The organism is Alkaliphilus crotonatoxidans (assembly GCF_054658015.1).
This window is the reverse complement of sequence record NZ_BAAHXS010000006.1, coordinates 1024569-1040682: the sequence shown is the minus strand read 5'-3', so window position 1 is coordinate 1040682 and position 16114 is coordinate 1024569. Positions and strand designations below refer to the sequence as shown.

Below are 16114 nucleotides of genomic sequence, written 5' to 3'. Positions count from 1 at the left end.
ATATAAACTAACTTAACAAAAAAATAAAAACAACACTTCGCTTAAGGGTAGGTGTTGTTAATTTCATAGTTTTTCAGGGTCAAAGGAGTAGTAGGCATGAAGTCCTTTAAGAGAGTCGGTGGTTGGTGCGAACCGATAGGGAAAACTGCTGAACTTGCCTGTTTAAAAAGCCCTAGGAGGGGTTCCTATATCAACCGTAAAAGTGGACTTTCTGTCAATTAGGGTGGTACCGCGGGCTTTAGCTCGTCCCTATGTTGACCAGGAAGTTTTTTGTATTTAGAAACAAATTTGAGGAGGAATCGTATGGGTAATTATCAATTTAATGAAATCGAAGCCAAATGGCAAAAATATTGGGCCGATACCAGGGCCTATGAAACGGGAGAAAATGAAAAGCCCAAATATTATGTTTTAGAGATGTTTCCCTACCCGTCAGGGAAAATACATATGGGCCATGTGAGAAACTACTCCATAGGTGACGTGGTGGCTCGTTTCAAGCAAATGCGTGGCTTTAATGTACTGCACCCCATGGGGTGGGACGCCTTTGGCTTGCCGGCTGAAAATGCCGCTATTAAGCACGGTATTCACCCAGATATCTGGACAAAGAAAAACATTCAGGAAATGAAGGAACAACTAAATACGCTGGGACTAAGCTATGATTGGAATCGAGAGGTTGCCACCTGTAATGAGGATTATTATAAATGGACCCAATGGTTGTTTTTGAAATTTTACGAAAAGGGACTGGCTTATAAAAAGGAATCGAGGGTCAACTGGTGCCCCTCCTGTGAAACAGTACTGGCCAACGAGCAGGCCGTAGGGGGCCATTGTGAACGCTGTGATAGCAAGGTTGGAAAAAAACTGCTGAACCAATGGTATTTTAAAATTACCGACTATGCCGAAACCCTTCTTGAAGATATTGAAACCTTGGATGGATGGCCTGAAAAGGTGAAAACCATGCAAAAAAATTGGATCGGGAAGAGCGAAGGTGCTGAGATTGATTTCCCCATTGAAGGCTATAACCATTCCCTTAGGGTTTTCACCACCAGACCCGATACAATCTATGGTGCAACCTATATGGTATTGGCACCGGAGCATCCCTTTGTAGCTGAATTGACAGCAGGAACAGAATATGAAGCACCGGTTAAGGAATTGGTGGATAAGCTTCAGCATATGTCTGATATTGAAAGAACCTCTACAGAAATTGAAAAGGAAGGATTATTTATAGGACGATATTGTAAAAATCCTCTTTCTGGTGAGTTAATTCCCATCTATATTGCAAATTATGTTCTAATTGACTACGGAACAGGTGCTATTATGGCGGTGCCTGCCCATGACCAGCGGGACATGGATTTTGCTAAAAAGTACAATATAAAAATAACCCCCGTCATTGAGCCAGCAGAAAAGGATAATGCAGATGAAAATACGGCCTATGATGGAAACGGTATAATGGTTAATTCACAGGAATTTAACGGCTTAAGCAATCAAGAAGCCTATAAAAAGATCAGTGAAAAACTAGAGTCCCTTGGTGTGGGAAAAAAGACTGTAAGCTATCGGCTTCGGGACTGGCTTCTATCAAGACAACGCTATTGGGGAGTTCCTATTCCTGTAATCTATTGTGAGGAATGTGGTACAGTACCTGTTAAGGAGGAAGAGCTTCCAGTTAAGCTGCCAACCGATATTCAATTTACCGGCAAGGGCTTATCCCCCCTGGCCACCAGTGAATCCTTTATTCATGCACCATGCCCTAAATGCGGTAAGCCAGGAAAACGAGAATTGGATACAATGGATACCTTCGTAGATTCCTCCTGGTATTTCTTAAGATATGCTGATCCCAAAAACGAAGCATTACCCTTTGATAAAGAAAAAATTCGCTATTGGATGCCGGTGGATCAGTATATAGGTGGAGTAGAGCATGCCATTTTACATCTTTTGTATGCCCGCTTCTTCACTAAGGTAATTAACGATTTAGGCTATGTGGAATTGAAGGAGCCCTTTAAGAACCTCCTTACCCAGGGAATGGTACTGAAGGATGGGGCCAAGATGTCGAAATCCAAAGGAAATGTTGTAAGTCCCGAGGAAATTATACAAAAATATGGTGCCGACACTGCCCGTTTATTTGTTTTATTTGCAGCGCCTCCTGAAAGAGACCTGGAGTGGAGTGACCAGGGAGTCGAAGGGTGCTACCGTTTCTTAAACAGAGTGTGGCGTCTGGTGGATGAAGCAAAGGAAAATGATTTGTTCTCAGGAAAGGCTACAGGGGAATCCAAAGAAGACAAAAATTTGAAATATATGATTCATCACACTATAAAACGGGTAACAGAAGATATTGAAGGCAGATTTAACTTTAATACTGCCATTAGTGGTATTATGGAATTGGTGAATGAGCTTTACAGGTATAAGGAAAGCAATAAAGCTACAATCAATGGGGAGTTATTAAAAGAGGGGATTTCAACGGTTATTGTTTTATTGGCACCCTTTGCGCCCCATATAACTGAGGAATTGTGGCAGCTTATAGATGGCAAGGGAAGCATTCATCAATTAAAATGGCCCGAATTTGATACCAGTGCCTTGATAAAGGATGAAATCGAAGTCGTGATTCAAATCAATGGAAAGCTTAAGGATAAAGTTACCATACCGGCCGAAGCTTCCAAGGATGAAATGGAAAAGATAGCAATGGAAAATGAAAAAATTAAAGCTATACTGGCGGGATCAGAAATAGTAAAAGTTATAACTGTTCCTAAGAAGCTGGTTAACATTGTAATTCGATAGGGGGGATAAAATGGCAAAAACACTGCATCCAATTTTAAAAGGCATGATTCCCATGGTAGAAGGAATTGCACGGACCTTTGGGAAAAATTGCGAAGTTGTTTTACATGAAATATCTGAATCAAAAAAATCAATCATTGCCATTTACAATGGACATGTTACAGGTCGTTCGGTGGGCAGCCCCATGTTGGATGTAGGTTTAAAGGCGGTACGGAAGGGAAAAAATGCTGATAATATTTTAAACTATAGAAATAAAAGTTCTGACGGCAGAGTTTTGAAATCTTCAACCATGTTTATTCGCAATGAGGAAAATGAGATTATCGGCTGCCTCTGTATAAACATTGATATTTCAGAATTTGTTGTAGCTCAAAAGTCCCTGGAGGAGCTGATTTTAACTGATTCAAAGGTAGAGGCATCCATGGGGGACTTCATTGCTAATAATGTAAATGATGTACTAATGAATATCGTATCAGAAACCCTTGATGCCTTTGGTAAGCCTGTGGCCTATATGAACAAGGAGGAAAAGGTGAATATTGTTAAGAAGCTGGACGATCAAGGAGCCTTTTTAATTAAAGGTGCAATTGATTATGTGGCTAAAATTTTATGTGTTTCTCGGTATACAATTTATAATTATTTAGATGAAATAAGAGTAAATGGATAAAGGAGGAATTCTATGAGAAAGGTTGTTAACACAGTCAAGGCGCCGGCTGCCATTGGCCCCTATTCCCAGGCAGTACAGGTGGGTAATATGCTGTTTGTTTCCGGTCAAATTCCCTTTGTTCCAGAAACCATGGAATTGGTCTCACAGGATATTAAAGAACAAACAAGGCAATGCCTGGAGAATTTAAAAGCAATTCTTGAGGAAGGCGGCTTCTCTTTCAATGATGTGGTAAAAACCAGCGTCTTTATCAAGGACATGAACGAATTTGGACAAATCAACGAGGTTTATGCCAGTTACTTCACAGATAATAAACCTGCCAGGGCATGCGTTGAGGTTTCAAGGCTGCCAAAGGATGTAAGGGTTGAAATAGAGGCTATTGCTGTAATTGAGTAGATAAGAAATAAAATTTAATCAAATATTTTTTTTTAAAAGCTATTCGATCTAAGGATTGAATAGCTTTTTTATGTAAATATGCATAAGAATTGGTATGATTATGAAAAATATAAGTGAAATTAAGGAAGCTGAGAAAGGAAGAAGGAATATGTCAGATTCGATAAAGCTACAGCCTAAAAATAATCAGGAACGGAAGCTGCCCAACGAAAAATATCAAGAGTTAAAGGATTATATCGATCGCTTACCTGAGAAAGAAGGGACGCTAATTCAGGTTTTACATAAAGCTCAGGATATTTTTGGTTATTTGCCCCGGGATGTACAGCTTTATGTTGCCAGGGCCTTGGGAATTTCAGGAGCGAAGGTTTATGGTGTAGTCAGCTTTTATAATTACTTTAATGATAAGCCTCGGGGGGAAAAGCTAATCAATGTTTGTACAGGGACAGCCTGCTTTGTGAAGGGAGCAGGTAAGCTACTGGATGAACTTAACAGTCAACTTGAAATAACCTCAGGGGAAACCACCAAGGACGGTAAATTTACCCTCAATGGAGTTCGTTGTATTGGAGCATGCGGCCTTGCTCCGGTTCTAATGGTAGATGACAAGGTCTATGGAAGAGTTAAACCGGAGGAATTATCAGGAATATTGGAACAGCACGGAAGGGGGAAGAACTAGTATGAAATCTCTGGAGGAGTTAAAGGAAATCAGAGAAAGGGCGCTAAAAAAAATCAACGTGAGGCAGCTGGGAGAGCAGGATGATATTAAAGTGATGGTGGGAATGGGAACCTGCGGGATTGCCCAGGGGGCTCGGCAGACGCTACAGGCTTTGATAGAGGCCATTTCTGATTTTAAGCTGGAAAATGTTTATGTAGTGCAGGTAGGGTGTATGGGTCAATGCTATGCAGAGCCTCAGGTGCAGATTGAGGTACCGGGGAAGGAACCGGTGGTCTATGGCAGAGTAACGGCCCAGAAGGCAAAGGAAATTGTTGAAAGACATTTGGTTAAGGGAGAGATATTAGAGGAATTAACAGTTGAGGCAAATACTCAATATTAAAACCTAGCAGGAGGGAATCAAGTGAAAAGTCAAAGACAACATTTGTTGGTTTGCGGAGGAACGGGCTGTCATTCCCAGGACAGCCATAAATTAATTGAAGCATTACGGCTTTTAATCAAGAAAAATGGATATGAAAATGAAGTTTCGGTTATACAAACGGGCTGCTTTGGGTTTTGTGAGAAGGGGCCAATTATCAAGGTACTGCCAGATAACATATTTTATGTAGAAGTTAAGCCTCGATATGCAAAAAAAATATTTGAGGAGCAAATTGTTAAAGGTAGAAGAATAGAGGAGCTGCTTTATGAGGAACCCAATTTGCATGAAAAGGTGGAGCACCAAGGGGATATGTCCTTTTATAAAAAGCAGCATCGAATTGCCCTTAGAAATTGCGGTATAATCGATCCAGAAAATATTGAAGAATACATCGGCTTAGATGGTTACCTTGCCCTGGGGAATGCGCTGACAAAAATGAAACCGACAGAGGTCATTAAGCTGATAAAGGAAAGTGGTCTACGGGGAAGGGGCGGAGGAGGCTTTCCAACAGGTACGAAATGGGAGCTGGCCTATCGAAATCGAAATGACAAAAAATATGTTATATGTAATGCCGATGAAGGAGACCCAGGAGCCTTTATGGATCGAAGCATTCTGGAGGGGGACCCCCATAGTGTTTTAGAAGCCATGGCCATTGCCGGCTATGCCATAGGGGCTCAGAAGGGGTTCATCTATATTCGGGCAGAGTATCCTCTGGCAATAGAAAGGCTGAATGTGGCCATTCACCAGGCTCGAGAATATGGCCTGTTAGGAGAAGGGCTCTTTGATACAGATTTTAATTTTGATATTGAATTGAAATATGGGGCAGGGGCCTTTGTTTGCGGAGAAGAAACAGCCCTGATCAATTCCGTAGAGGGGGGACGGGGAGAACCCAATGCCAAACCTCCCTTTCCAGCAGAAAGCGGTCTATGGAACTATCCCACTATTGTTAATAATGTTGAAACCCTTGCCAATGTTCCCCCTATTATTTTAAAGGGACCTGAATGGTTTAGCAGCTTGGGTACAGAAAATAGTAAAGGAACAAAGGTCTTTGCCCTGGCGGGAAAAATTAATAATGTGGGTTTGGTGGAGGTACCCATGGGAATCAAGCTGAGGGATATTATTTATGAAATCGGCGGAGGTGTAAAGGATCATCATGGTCTTAAGGCTGTTCAAACGGGAGGTCCCTCCGGTGGGTGTATTCCAGAGCATTTAATTGATATTCCGATCGATTATGAGAGTCTAAAGTCCATTGGCTCTATGATGGGGTCAGGGGGAATGATCGTCATGGATGAAAATGATTGCATGGTAAACATAGCGAAATTTTACCTAGAGTTTACAGAAGAGGAATCCTGCGGTAAATGTACTCCCTGTAGAATTGGCAATAAGCGCCTTCACGAAATATTAGTAAGAATAACAAAAGGGGAGGGAACCGAAGAGGACTTGGAACGCCTTGAAGCCTTAGGGCACATGATAAAGGAAAATTCCCTCTGTGGATTAGGACAATCTTCTCCTAATCCGGTACTGAGCACTTTAAAATATTTTCGTGAAGAATACCTGGCCCATGTTAAAAATAAAGAATGCCCGGCTGGGGTTTGTAAAATGAAGTAAGGGGTGTAAATGTGAAAAAGGAAAAGGTTAAAATAATAATTAATGATCAAGAAATTAGCGTGCCAAGGGAATATACGATTTTAAAGGCAGCAATTGATGCAGGAATAAAAATACCAACCCTATGCCATTTAGATCTGCATGATTTAAAAATGGTTAATCGAACGGCATCCTGTCGTGTTTGTATGGTTGAAGTAAAGGATCGGCCCAATTTAGCTCCGGCCTGTGCCACACCCGTTAATGAGGGAATGGTCATCCGTACCGACAGTTTAAAGGCCATCAGGGCCAGGAGAATGGCGGTGGAGCTTCTATTGTCTAATCATCCTACAGACTGTCTGATTTGCCCGAGAAACCTACAATGTGAACTGCAAGCCCTGGCTAAGGAATTGAATATTCGAGAAATAAACTATTCAGGCAAGAGAAATGAATTTCATATAGATAGCAGCAGTCAGGCCCTGGTTAAAAATCAGAACAAATGTATCCTATGTCGGCGTTGTGAAACCGCCTGCAATGAGATTCAAACCTGTGGAATATTATCGGCACTCAATAGGGGCTATGAAACTATTGTGGGGCCGGCCTTTAACTTACCCATGGTTGAAACCTCCTGTACCTATTGTGGGGCCTGCGTAGCAGTTTGCCCCACAGCAGCCTTAACCGAGGCAAATCATATCGCCAAGGTTTGGGAGGCGTTGAATGACCCCGAAAAATATGTAGTTGTACAAACAGCACCGGCCATAAGGGTGGCCCTGGGAGAGCTCTTTGGAATGGAACCTGGCACTATTGTTACTGGCAAAATGGTAGCTTCCCTCAGAAGGCTTGGCTTCCATCAAGTATTTGATACAGATTTTGGTGCCGATGTAACCATTGTTGAAGAGGCCAAGGAGCTATTACATCGATTGGAACATGGTGGCAGGCTGCCTATGCTGACAAGCTGCTGCCCGGCCTGGGTCAGCTTTATTGAGCATCAATTTCCTGATTTGGTAGATGTACCTTCCACCTGTAAATCACCCCATATTATGCTTGGAACCATTGTTAAGACTTACTTTGCCGAGAAGATGGGAATCGACCCTAAAAAAATAGTTATGGTGTCAGTTATGCCTTGCATTGCCAAGAAAGCCGAGGCTGCCAGAACAGAGCTTGCTATCGATGATTACAATAATGTAGATATTGTGATTACAACCCGTGAACTGGCTGCCATGATTAAGGAGGCCGGAATAGATTTTAATAAGCTGCCCGATGAGGATTATGATCATCCCCTGGGGGAATCAACCGGAGCCTCGGTTATTTTTGGTACCACAGGAGGTGTAATTGAGGCCGCTGTTCGAACTGTCCATGAATGGATGACAGGAAGTGAGCTGGCTAAGGTAGATTTTCATTCATTGAGGGGAATAAAAGGACTCCGGGAGGCCGTTATACCGGTTAATGGAAGGGAATTAAAGATCGGGATTGCCCATGGCCTTGGAAATGCCAGGCATCTGTTGGAAGAGATTAGAAGCGGCAAATCTGAATACCATGCCATTGAGATTATGGCCTGCCCGGGTGGGTGTATTGGCGGAGGGGGACAGCCCTATCATTTTGGAAACGATGAAGTGGTGAAGAAGAGACAGTTGGCAATCTATCAGGAGGATCAAAACAAAAAAATCAGAAAATCCCATCTTAACCCTGAGGTAATCAAGCTATATGAGACCTACATGGGCGAACCCTATGGGGAAAGGGCCCATCATTTATTACATACCCGATATGAGCCAAAAGAGAGGATTTAAAGGTGGGTGATCCATATAAAAGTGAAATAGAAGGATTTTATAGTACAGGAAGATTGTTTAAAATTTTGAATTACAATAAAATTTAAATAATTTAAATATCCTTAATATTAATGAAAATAAACTGGAAAAGTCTCCTGTTTTCTGTTAGATTGAATAGGGAAGCATGCATAGGTTGAGAAAGGTAGGAGTCTTTATGAAAGATTTTAGCATATTTGATATCGTTGGACCCAATATGATTGGCCCCTCCAGCTCCCATACGGCAGGTGCCTGTAAATTGGGAAAGGTAGCCCACAGGCTGATGAAGGGGGAAATCAAGCAGGTGAATTTTTACCTTCACGGCTCCTTTGCCAAGACCTATCGGGGGCATGGTACCGATAAGGCACTACTGGGAGGAATTTTAGGATTTAATGAGGATGATGAGCGAATTAAACATTCCTTTGAAATTGCCGAAGAAAGGGGAATTGTATTTCATTTTCATGAGTCCGACCTAGGGGAGGTTCATCCCAATACGGTGAAAATTGAAATGGAGAACCAACAGTCTGAGCAGCTGACTATATTAGGCTCATCAATCGGTGGCGGCAATATCGTTATTACGGAAATCGACGGAGTCAAACTGGAATTCACCGGTGATTATCCAACATTGATAATTTCCCATACCGATAAACCCGGGGTCATTGCCAAGGTAACGGCTATTTTAAGTCTGTATAATATAAATATTGCCTTTATGCGGGTATACCGTTATAATCGGGGTAAAAGTGCCTTTATGGTTATTGAAACCGATAATGATATCGATGTGGAGATTCTAAAGCACATAAAAAATGTTGAATATATTGCAAATGCCTATCTGGTCAGTATTAATTAAATAAAGGTGGTAGGATCATGAACTTTTCTAGTGGAATTGAGCTATTAGAGTTGTGCGCAGAAAATAATTTAAAAATATATCAGGTAATGCTGTTAAAAGAGATGGAAGCCACAGGCTTGACAGCGGATGAAATTCTTGAAAAAATGAGGGTTAGTCTTGAAATCATGAAAAATGCTGTCAAAATGGGCTTAGAGGAAGAAATCAAGTCAGTCAGTGGTTTAATTGGAGGAGACGCTAAAAAAATATATAATCGTCATGGGAGAGAAAAATCCGTCTGCGGTTCTTTAATGAGCCGTGCAATAAGCCGGTCTATGGCGGTTTTAGAGGTGAATGCCGCTATGGGGAAAATTGTTGCGGCCCCAACGGCAGGCTCCAGTGGAATATTACCTGGTACATTAATTACCATTGTAGAGGAATTTAATTTATCAGAGGAGGCATTACTTAATGGAATCATCACGGCCAGCGCCATTGGTTTCATTATTTCCAAAAATGCCACTGTAGCTGGAGCAGAAGGAGGCTGTCAGGCTGAAACCGGTTCTGCTGCTGCCATGGCAGCAGGTGCTATTGTCGAAATGATGGGTGGAACCCCTGAAGAAGCATTGCATGCCGCCGCCATTGCCTTGAAAAATGTTCTTGGATTAGTTTGTGACCCCATTGCAGGGTTGGTCGAGGCCCCCTGTGAAAAACGTAATGGTATAGGTGCAGCCAATGCTCTAATTTCTGCTGAAATGGCTCTGGCAGGGGTTAAAAGTATTATTCCCTTCGATGAAGTGGTGGAATCAATGTATCGAGTTGGCAGATGCTTACCCTTTGAGCTCCGTGAAAGTGCCCTGGGTGGGTTGGCCGCCACTCCTACAGGTCAGAAAATTAAAAAAGAAATTTTAGGTGAATAATCAACTAAAAAAAGAAGATAGCCTTAGCCGCTATCTTCTTTTTAATATATTTTTGCTAAATTGATAGTTTCTCCTTGAATATCCGCCATACACATACCTGCGTCTTTTCCGTTGAAATCGGATATAGGCTACAAGAACTTGCCATACAACAAATATTATAAATATAATCAATACATATCTTCCAAAGCCACCCCAGGGTATGAGTGAAGGTTTTAAATCCACAAAGGCTTCAGAAATCAGGTTCACTTCCCCCAGAACCTCGTCTCCTAGGGAATAAATAACCTTTCCAAGAATGGCTCCTTCTTCAATGGGTGCCGTAATATTATCTTCAATTATAATCTCCTTTGTGATAAGAGAGGGGTCTTGATCTTGATTCAATATTGCTGTAAAGGAATCTGCTGTTATTAATTTTATTGAATCAACAAGGCCTTTTTCTACCGGAGCTTCTGACTCCAGCTGATGTAGCTCACTAATCACATGGGATGAGAAATTTTCATACCCGTAATCCAGCAATGTTCTTGTATCTATGTATATATTCTGACCTACGGCTCCCAAAACCACTGAAATATAACGCTGATTGTCTTGAATTGCCGAAGCCACCAGGCATTGTTGAGCAGCATTGGTATAACCGGTTTTAATCCCATCGACGATATCATATTTTATGTTAATGGTTTGTCCTCTGTAATCCATTAGGTTGCCGCCCCCCGTTCCCCAGAGGAACCGGTTGGAATTTCGATAATAACGTTTCTCAGGAGTTTGCTCCGTTTCGTCAAAGGTAAGCATGGTTGTTGAAACGGTTTCACGAAATAAGGGAAACTCCATTGCATGTCTTGAAATAACAGCTAAATCATAGGCGGTGGTGGTATGATTTTCGTCAGGGAGCCCATGGGGATTAGTAAAATGAGTATTTAATGCCCCCAATTCCTTGGCCCGCTCATTCATTAATTTAACAAATTCTTCAATGGAACCCGAGATGTGAATAGCCAACGCTTCGGCAGCATCATTGGCAGATCGTATCAATAGGGCCTGAAAAAGCTCTTTTACAGTAAAGGATTCACCCTTTACCAGGTACATTCCCGAGCCGTCAACATGAAAATCATAATCAATTGTGACAACATCATCCAGATTAGCCTTTTCCAGTACTAAAATTGCCGTCATGACCTTGGTGGTACTGGCTGGATAAGTAGGCTCATGGGCATTTTTATCATATAGAACCTTCCCGGTTTCAAAATCTATTAAAACTCCGTGGGGAGCAGAGATTTCCGGTTCGGCTCCATAGATGGGTTTGGCAAAAATTAAAAAAGCTAGCAATGAGATTAATATGATTTTCATGTTTTTAAAATTCATCCTCATACCCCTTGTCTTATACATTTGATGTTTACCAATAAATATAGTATAACAAAAAAAGCTCCCATTTTTAAGGAAAAAATAAATAAAACTTTAGAGGGAAATCTATGTTGTGATAGAAAATAATAGTATGGGTCAGATATGAAAGATTGATTAAAGGAGGCAGGGGGTTGAATTTAAAGCAAAAAAACCTAATCATCATTGTCGTAGGGATCCTAATGACCGTAGTCATGATTAAGGGATACTTCCAAAAGGAGCAGCCGGTTTATGTACTAAGCGGGCCAGACAGTCCATTGGTGTTAGAGGAAGCTTCTGAAATTGACGGGGTGAATCATGAAACCATCACAATCCATATTGAAGGGCAGGTTAATGCCCCCGGAGTCTACGAGCTTCCTATAGAGCAGCGAGTTATCGATGCCGTTGAAGCGGCCGGGGGTTTGACAGAAATGGCAGATCGCAGCAAAGTTAATATGGCTAAAAAAATCTATGATGAAGAAAAAATATATATTCCGGCCTTAGACGAAGAGGTTGATGATCAAATTTCTTCAGGTCAGGTTAGCCAAGGAGCGAAAAAGATCAATATTAATCAAGCTGGCCAACAGGAACTAACTGCTTTGCCGGGAATTGGAGAGGCTTTGGCAGACAGAATTATTAACTATCGTCAGGAGTACGGAAATTTCAAAAGCCCTGAGGAAATAAAAAATGTAAGCGGTATCGGTGAAAAAAAGTTCGAAGATATAAAGGAGCTTATCGTAGTCAATTAATTTATGATATGAGATAAACAAAAAAGCCCCGATTTCCCGGTGCCAGAGAGTAGGCCTGGGAGTTCGGGGCCTTTCGTTAATGTAAAGGAATAAGCTCTGCTCTAGTTTGTTTTGAAAAAATCTGTCGTTAATTTTAAAACGACACCACTTAGTCCTAAAAGGCCAATTAAATTGGGGATCGCCATTAAGGCATTCAAAGTGTCGGCTATATCCCAAATTAAACCTAGGCCGCCAATAGCCCCCACAACAATAAAGGGAATAAAGATGATACGATAAATCAAGTTTACCTTTGATCCAAATAGATGCTCAGCACATTTTTCGCCATAATATGCCCAGCTTAATATGGTTGAAAAGGCAAAGAAAAAAATACCAATGGCCACAATAATGCCCCCGGGTCCTGGAAGGCCATGATTGAAGGCTTCTGTCGTTAAATCGGCACCACGTAATCCACTATTCCATACACCGGTTGATATAATAGTCAGTGCTGTTAAAGTACAGATTACAATGGTATCGGCAAATACTTCAAAAATTCCCCAGAGCCCTTGACGTACCGCATGATCAGTTTTAGCTGCTGCATGGGCAATGGGGGCACTACCCAAGCCAGCCTCATTAGAAAAAACGCCTCTTGCAATTCCTTGTTTCATACTTTCCATTACTATTGCTCCAGCAAATCCGCCTGTGGCTGCGGCAGGGGTAAAGGCATGCCTGAATATGAGGGCAAAGGCGGAAGGGATTCCGGTGATATTTAGAATAAGAATAGTAATGCTGCCGACCATATAAAACAATGCCATAAAGGGAACAACCCTTTCTGTAATTGATGCAATTCGTTTCAATCCGCCGATAATTACGGCGCCGGCAGCGAGGGCTAGGAAAATTCCAGTGGCCAGGGGAGGAATATTAAAGGTTGATTTTAACGCTACGGCTACAGAATTAGACTGAACCATATTACCTATTCCAAAGGCGGCAAGGGCACCAAAAATAGAGAAGATGGCTGCCAGCCATTTTAAACCCAGCCCCTTTTCAATATAGTACATGGGCCCGCCCACCCAAGCTCCCTGCGGATTTTTCTCTCGATATTGTATGGCAAGAACGACCTCGGCATATTTAGTTAACATTCCAAAAAAAGCTGAGATCCACATCCAAAAAATAGCTCCCGGTCCACCCAAGGCGATGGCGGTGGCTACCCCTGCAATGTTGCCGGTTCCAATGGTGGCCGCCAGGGCTGTTGAAAGGGCTTGAAATGGAGTGATATCACCTTCCTCTGATGCTTCCGGTTTCGAGAGAATTTTCATTAAGGTTTCCCTCATGGTTAAGCCAAATCTGCGAATTTGTAGAAAGTTGGTTCTGATGGTAAAATAAATTCCTGTCCCTACAAGTAAAATTAGCATATAGGGGCCCCAGACAATATTGTTGATGATGGCATTAATCGATTCAATCCTATTGATAAAACCTAGCATAAATTTACCTCCTATCATTCATTATATAAGAATTAAAACCCTCTAAAATCTCCTTTATCCACACCCCCCTATAAACAATCAAAAAATTTTAGGGCCAAATCCCCTTGCCCCCACTTCAAAAGACTAAGTAAAAACGATTGTTAAATAATTGTAATTATATTTTAAATTTATATTAACATATTCGAGAATGAAAGGAAATAAAATCTTTTAGCAATTTATACAATAATTTAACAATTTTTTATATTCACATTATTTTCAAAAAATAATCGTAGAAGTGGGACTTATTTAAGTTAAAAGAGTACTGGGAAGGATAGCCTTGTTTTTCTTCTTTTATAAATGCTAATAATTATATATAATGAAATAATAAAGCTTGTATTTTGTTTTTCTATCATTGCAAATGAATAAATAATGAGGTGATTAGAAATGGGTTTTAAAATACTAATTGTTGACGACGAGCCCCTATTGGTTAAAGGTTTAAAATATAGCCTTGAGCAGGATGGTTATGAGATTATTACGGCTGTTGACGGTGAAGAGGCAATTGAAATGGCCTTTAATGAAGTGCCTGACTTAATTCTACTGGATTTAATGCTGCCTAAGATCGACGGGTTGGAGGTCTGTCAAAAAATAAGAGAACATCAGCAGACGCCCATTATCATGCTGACGGCCAAGGGGGAAGATATGAGTAAAATTTTGGGTCTTGAGTACGGAGCCGATGACTATTTAACCAAGCCCTTTAATATACTTGAACTAAAGGCCAGGATTAAGGCGGTTTTAAGAAGGACCCAAAATGCAGAGGCCTCTGCTGATCGAGTGATTAAAATAGATGACTTTACTCTTTACACCCTGGGTAGAAAGGCTACCATAAGGGAGGCTGATATAAGCTTAACTGCTAAGGAATTTGACCTATTGCTTTTACTGGCATCAAATCCCGGTAAGGTATACAGCCGTGAAGAGCTATTGGAAATTATATGGGGCTATGAGTACTTTGGAGATTTAAGAACTGTCGACGTACATGTCAGAAGGCTAAGAGAAAAGATTGAAAAAAATTCAAGTCACCCTGAATATATATTGACCAAATGGGGGGTAGGATATTATTTTAGGGGTAAATAATCAATTTATTAGCATAAGGTGGAAGCTGCTTTCCACCTATTTATTACTGCTTATTATTGCTTTGTTAATTATCAATATTTTCGTTTACGGTACGATTAAAAATAACTATATCTCAGAAAATGAAACCAGCTTTATTACCCAGGCCAACATTATAGCCAATCGAGTCAGGGTAACGGTTGATGAAGACAATGGTGAGTTTAACCAATTATTGATCAACCAAATGATGGAAGAGGTCAGCAGGCTCGTAGAAGGAAGAATTATAATTGTCAACCGTCAGGGCTACGGAATTTATGATTCTTTTCATGTGCTAAGGGATCAAAAAATGGATACCATTGAGGTTGAGAGGGCCCTTAGGGGAGAAACCATTACAAATATTTACGAATTAAGTGAATTTGGAAAAACCATGTATGTAGGGGTACCTGTAAACTATACTGACCGAATTCAAGGTGTGGTTTTTTTATCGATGTCTCTGGAGGACACCTACCAGCGAGTTGACAATATTAAAAACTTTTTAATGATTGTGTCTGCCTTGACGCTGGTACTGATTACAATCATCAGTCTTCTTTTTGCAGATTTAATAGCCGAACCAATTAAGGCCTTGACGGAGGCCATGCAGAAAACAGCCCATGGTAATATGAACGAAAAGGTGAATATTGAAGGCAATGATGAAATTGCTCAATTGTCAAAGGCATATAATTTCATGAGTACAAAGCTAAGCCATATAGAGAAGCAACGTCAGGAATTTGTTGGAAATGTATCCCATGAATTAAAGACACCATTGAGCTCAATGAAGCTTTTGTCAGAATCATTGTTAACTCAACCCAGCTTAAAGGTAGAAATTTATCAGGAATTTTTAAAAGACATAGACTCAGAAATCGATCGATTGAATCAAATTATCGAAAGCCTGTTGGCTATGGTAGACCTTAACGAAGAAAAGCTAAAGCTGGATTATCAAATTACCTATGTAAATTATCTGGTCGAAAAGGTGGTAAATGCAGTTAAACCCCTGGCAGACAAAAAGAAAATAAAGCTGTTCATCAATCAGTGGGAGAAAATTCAGATCTATTTAGATTCTGGAAAGATTCATCAGGCCTTGTTGAATATTATCCATAATGCAATTAAATATACCGATGAGGGCGGGCGGATTAATATTAATATCTATAGAGAGGGTAAATATGCTGTGATCAAGGTGATGGATAATGGAATTGGAATCCCCGAAGAAAGTCTGCCCCATATATTTGAAAGGTTTTATCGTGTTGACAGTGCCCGGTCAAGAAAAACAGGGGGCACCGGATTAGGACTAAGCATTTCACATCAAATTGTCGGGTTGCATCAGGGTTTGATTCAAGTAGAGAGTAAGGTAAACGAAGGGACAACCTTCTATATTAAGCTTCCTATGGAGTTGAATCCATAG

General features: G+C 40.9%; 14 protein-coding genes. 12 read left to right on the top strand and 2 right to left on the bottom strand.

Going from position 1 to position 16114, the window contains the following annotated elements; genetic code table 11:
* The first annotated feature begins 303 nt into the window (after window positions 1–303).
* The 9 genes from leuS (at window position 304) to sdaAA (ending at window position 10022) form a co-directional block, all read left to right on the top strand.
* Complete coding sequence (gene leuS, locus ACYQ1I_RS17015; RefSeq protein ID WP_459767452.1) at window positions 304–2766, top strand: leucine--tRNA ligase; 2463 nt, start codon at window positions 304–306, stop codon at window positions 2764–2766.
* Window positions 2767–2776: 10 nt separating this feature from the next.
* On the top strand, window positions 2777–3424 hold the full coding sequence (locus ACYQ1I_RS17010; RefSeq protein WP_459767450.1) for a helix-turn-helix transcriptional regulator: 648 nt from the start codon (window positions 2777–2779) through the stop codon (window positions 3422–3424).
* Between the two features lie 12 nt (window positions 3425–3436).
* Window positions 3437–3817, top strand: coding sequence for a RidA family protein (locus ACYQ1I_RS17005; RefSeq protein ID WP_459767448.1), 381 nt, complete (start codon window positions 3437–3439; stop codon window positions 3815–3817).
* 148 nt (window positions 3818–3965) lie between these two features.
* Window positions 3966–4487, top strand: coding sequence for an NADH-quinone oxidoreductase subunit NuoE (gene nuoE, locus ACYQ1I_RS17000; protein WP_459767446.1), 522 nt, complete (start codon window positions 3966–3968; stop codon window positions 4485–4487).
* Window position 4488: 1 nt separating this feature from the next.
* Window positions 4489–4866 (top strand): (2Fe-2S) ferredoxin domain-containing protein, encoded by a 378-nt coding sequence (locus ACYQ1I_RS16995; RefSeq protein WP_459767444.1) that lies wholly within the window; start codon window positions 4489–4491, stop codon window positions 4864–4866.
* 21 nt (window positions 4867–4887) lie between these two features.
* Window positions 4888–6507: an NADH-ubiquinone oxidoreductase-F iron-sulfur binding region domain-containing protein gene (locus ACYQ1I_RS16990; RefSeq protein ID WP_459767442.1), complete on the top strand. Its 1620-nt coding sequence runs from the start codon at window positions 4888–4890 to the stop codon at window positions 6505–6507.
* Between the two features lie 11 nt (window positions 6508–6518).
* A complete protein-coding gene (locus tag ACYQ1I_RS16985) occupies window positions 6519–8267 on the top strand; it encodes an NADH-dependent [FeFe] hydrogenase, group A6 (RefSeq protein WP_459767440.1) in 1749 nt (582 codons plus the stop codon).
* Window positions 8268–8460: 193 nt separating this feature from the next.
* The gene (sdaAB, locus tag ACYQ1I_RS16980; protein WP_459767438.1) at window positions 8461–9129 is read left to right on the top strand and encodes an L-serine ammonia-lyase, iron-sulfur-dependent subunit beta; all 669 of its coding nucleotides are present in this window, start codon (window positions 8461–8463) and stop codon (window positions 9127–9129) included.
* A gap of 17 nt (window positions 9130–9146) precedes the next feature.
* The gene (gene sdaAA / locus ACYQ1I_RS16975) at window positions 9147–10022 is read left to right on the top strand and encodes an L-serine ammonia-lyase, iron-sulfur-dependent, subunit alpha (RefSeq protein WP_459767436.1); all 876 of its coding nucleotides are present in this window, start codon (window positions 9147–9149) and stop codon (window positions 10020–10022) included.
* Window positions 10023–10052: 30 nt separating this feature from the next.
* On the opposite strand, the gene ACYQ1I_RS16970 is transcribed toward sdaAA, so the two are convergent.
* A complete protein-coding gene (locus ACYQ1I_RS16970) occupies window positions 10053–11369 on the bottom strand; it encodes a D-alanyl-D-alanine carboxypeptidase family protein (RefSeq protein ID WP_459767434.1) in 1317 nt (438 codons plus the stop codon).
* Window positions 11370–11539: 170 nt separating this feature from the next.
* On the opposite strand from ACYQ1I_RS16970, the gene ACYQ1I_RS16965 reads away from it, so the two are divergent.
* A complete protein-coding gene (locus tag ACYQ1I_RS16965) occupies window positions 11540–12133 on the top strand; it encodes a helix-hairpin-helix domain-containing protein (RefSeq protein WP_459767432.1) in 594 nt (197 codons plus the stop codon).
* Between the two features lie 101 nt (window positions 12134–12234).
* Here the strand turns inward: ACYQ1I_RS16965 and ACYQ1I_RS16960 are convergent, their stop codons facing one another.
* Window positions 12235–13590, bottom strand: a complete 1356-nt coding sequence (locus ACYQ1I_RS16960) for an alanine/glycine:cation symporter family protein (protein ID WP_459767430.1) — start codon at window positions 13588–13590, stop codon at window positions 12235–12237.
* Between the two features lie 423 nt (window positions 13591–14013).
* On the opposite strand from ACYQ1I_RS16960, the gene ACYQ1I_RS16955 reads away from it, so the two are divergent.
* Window positions 14014–14700 (top strand): response regulator, encoded by a 687-nt coding sequence (locus ACYQ1I_RS16955; RefSeq protein WP_459767428.1) that lies wholly within the window; start codon window positions 14014–14016, stop codon window positions 14698–14700.
* Between the two features lie 61 nt (window positions 14701–14761).
* A complete protein-coding gene (locus ACYQ1I_RS16950; RefSeq protein WP_459767426.1) occupies window positions 14762–16114 on the top strand; it encodes a sensor histidine kinase in 1353 nt (450 codons plus the stop codon).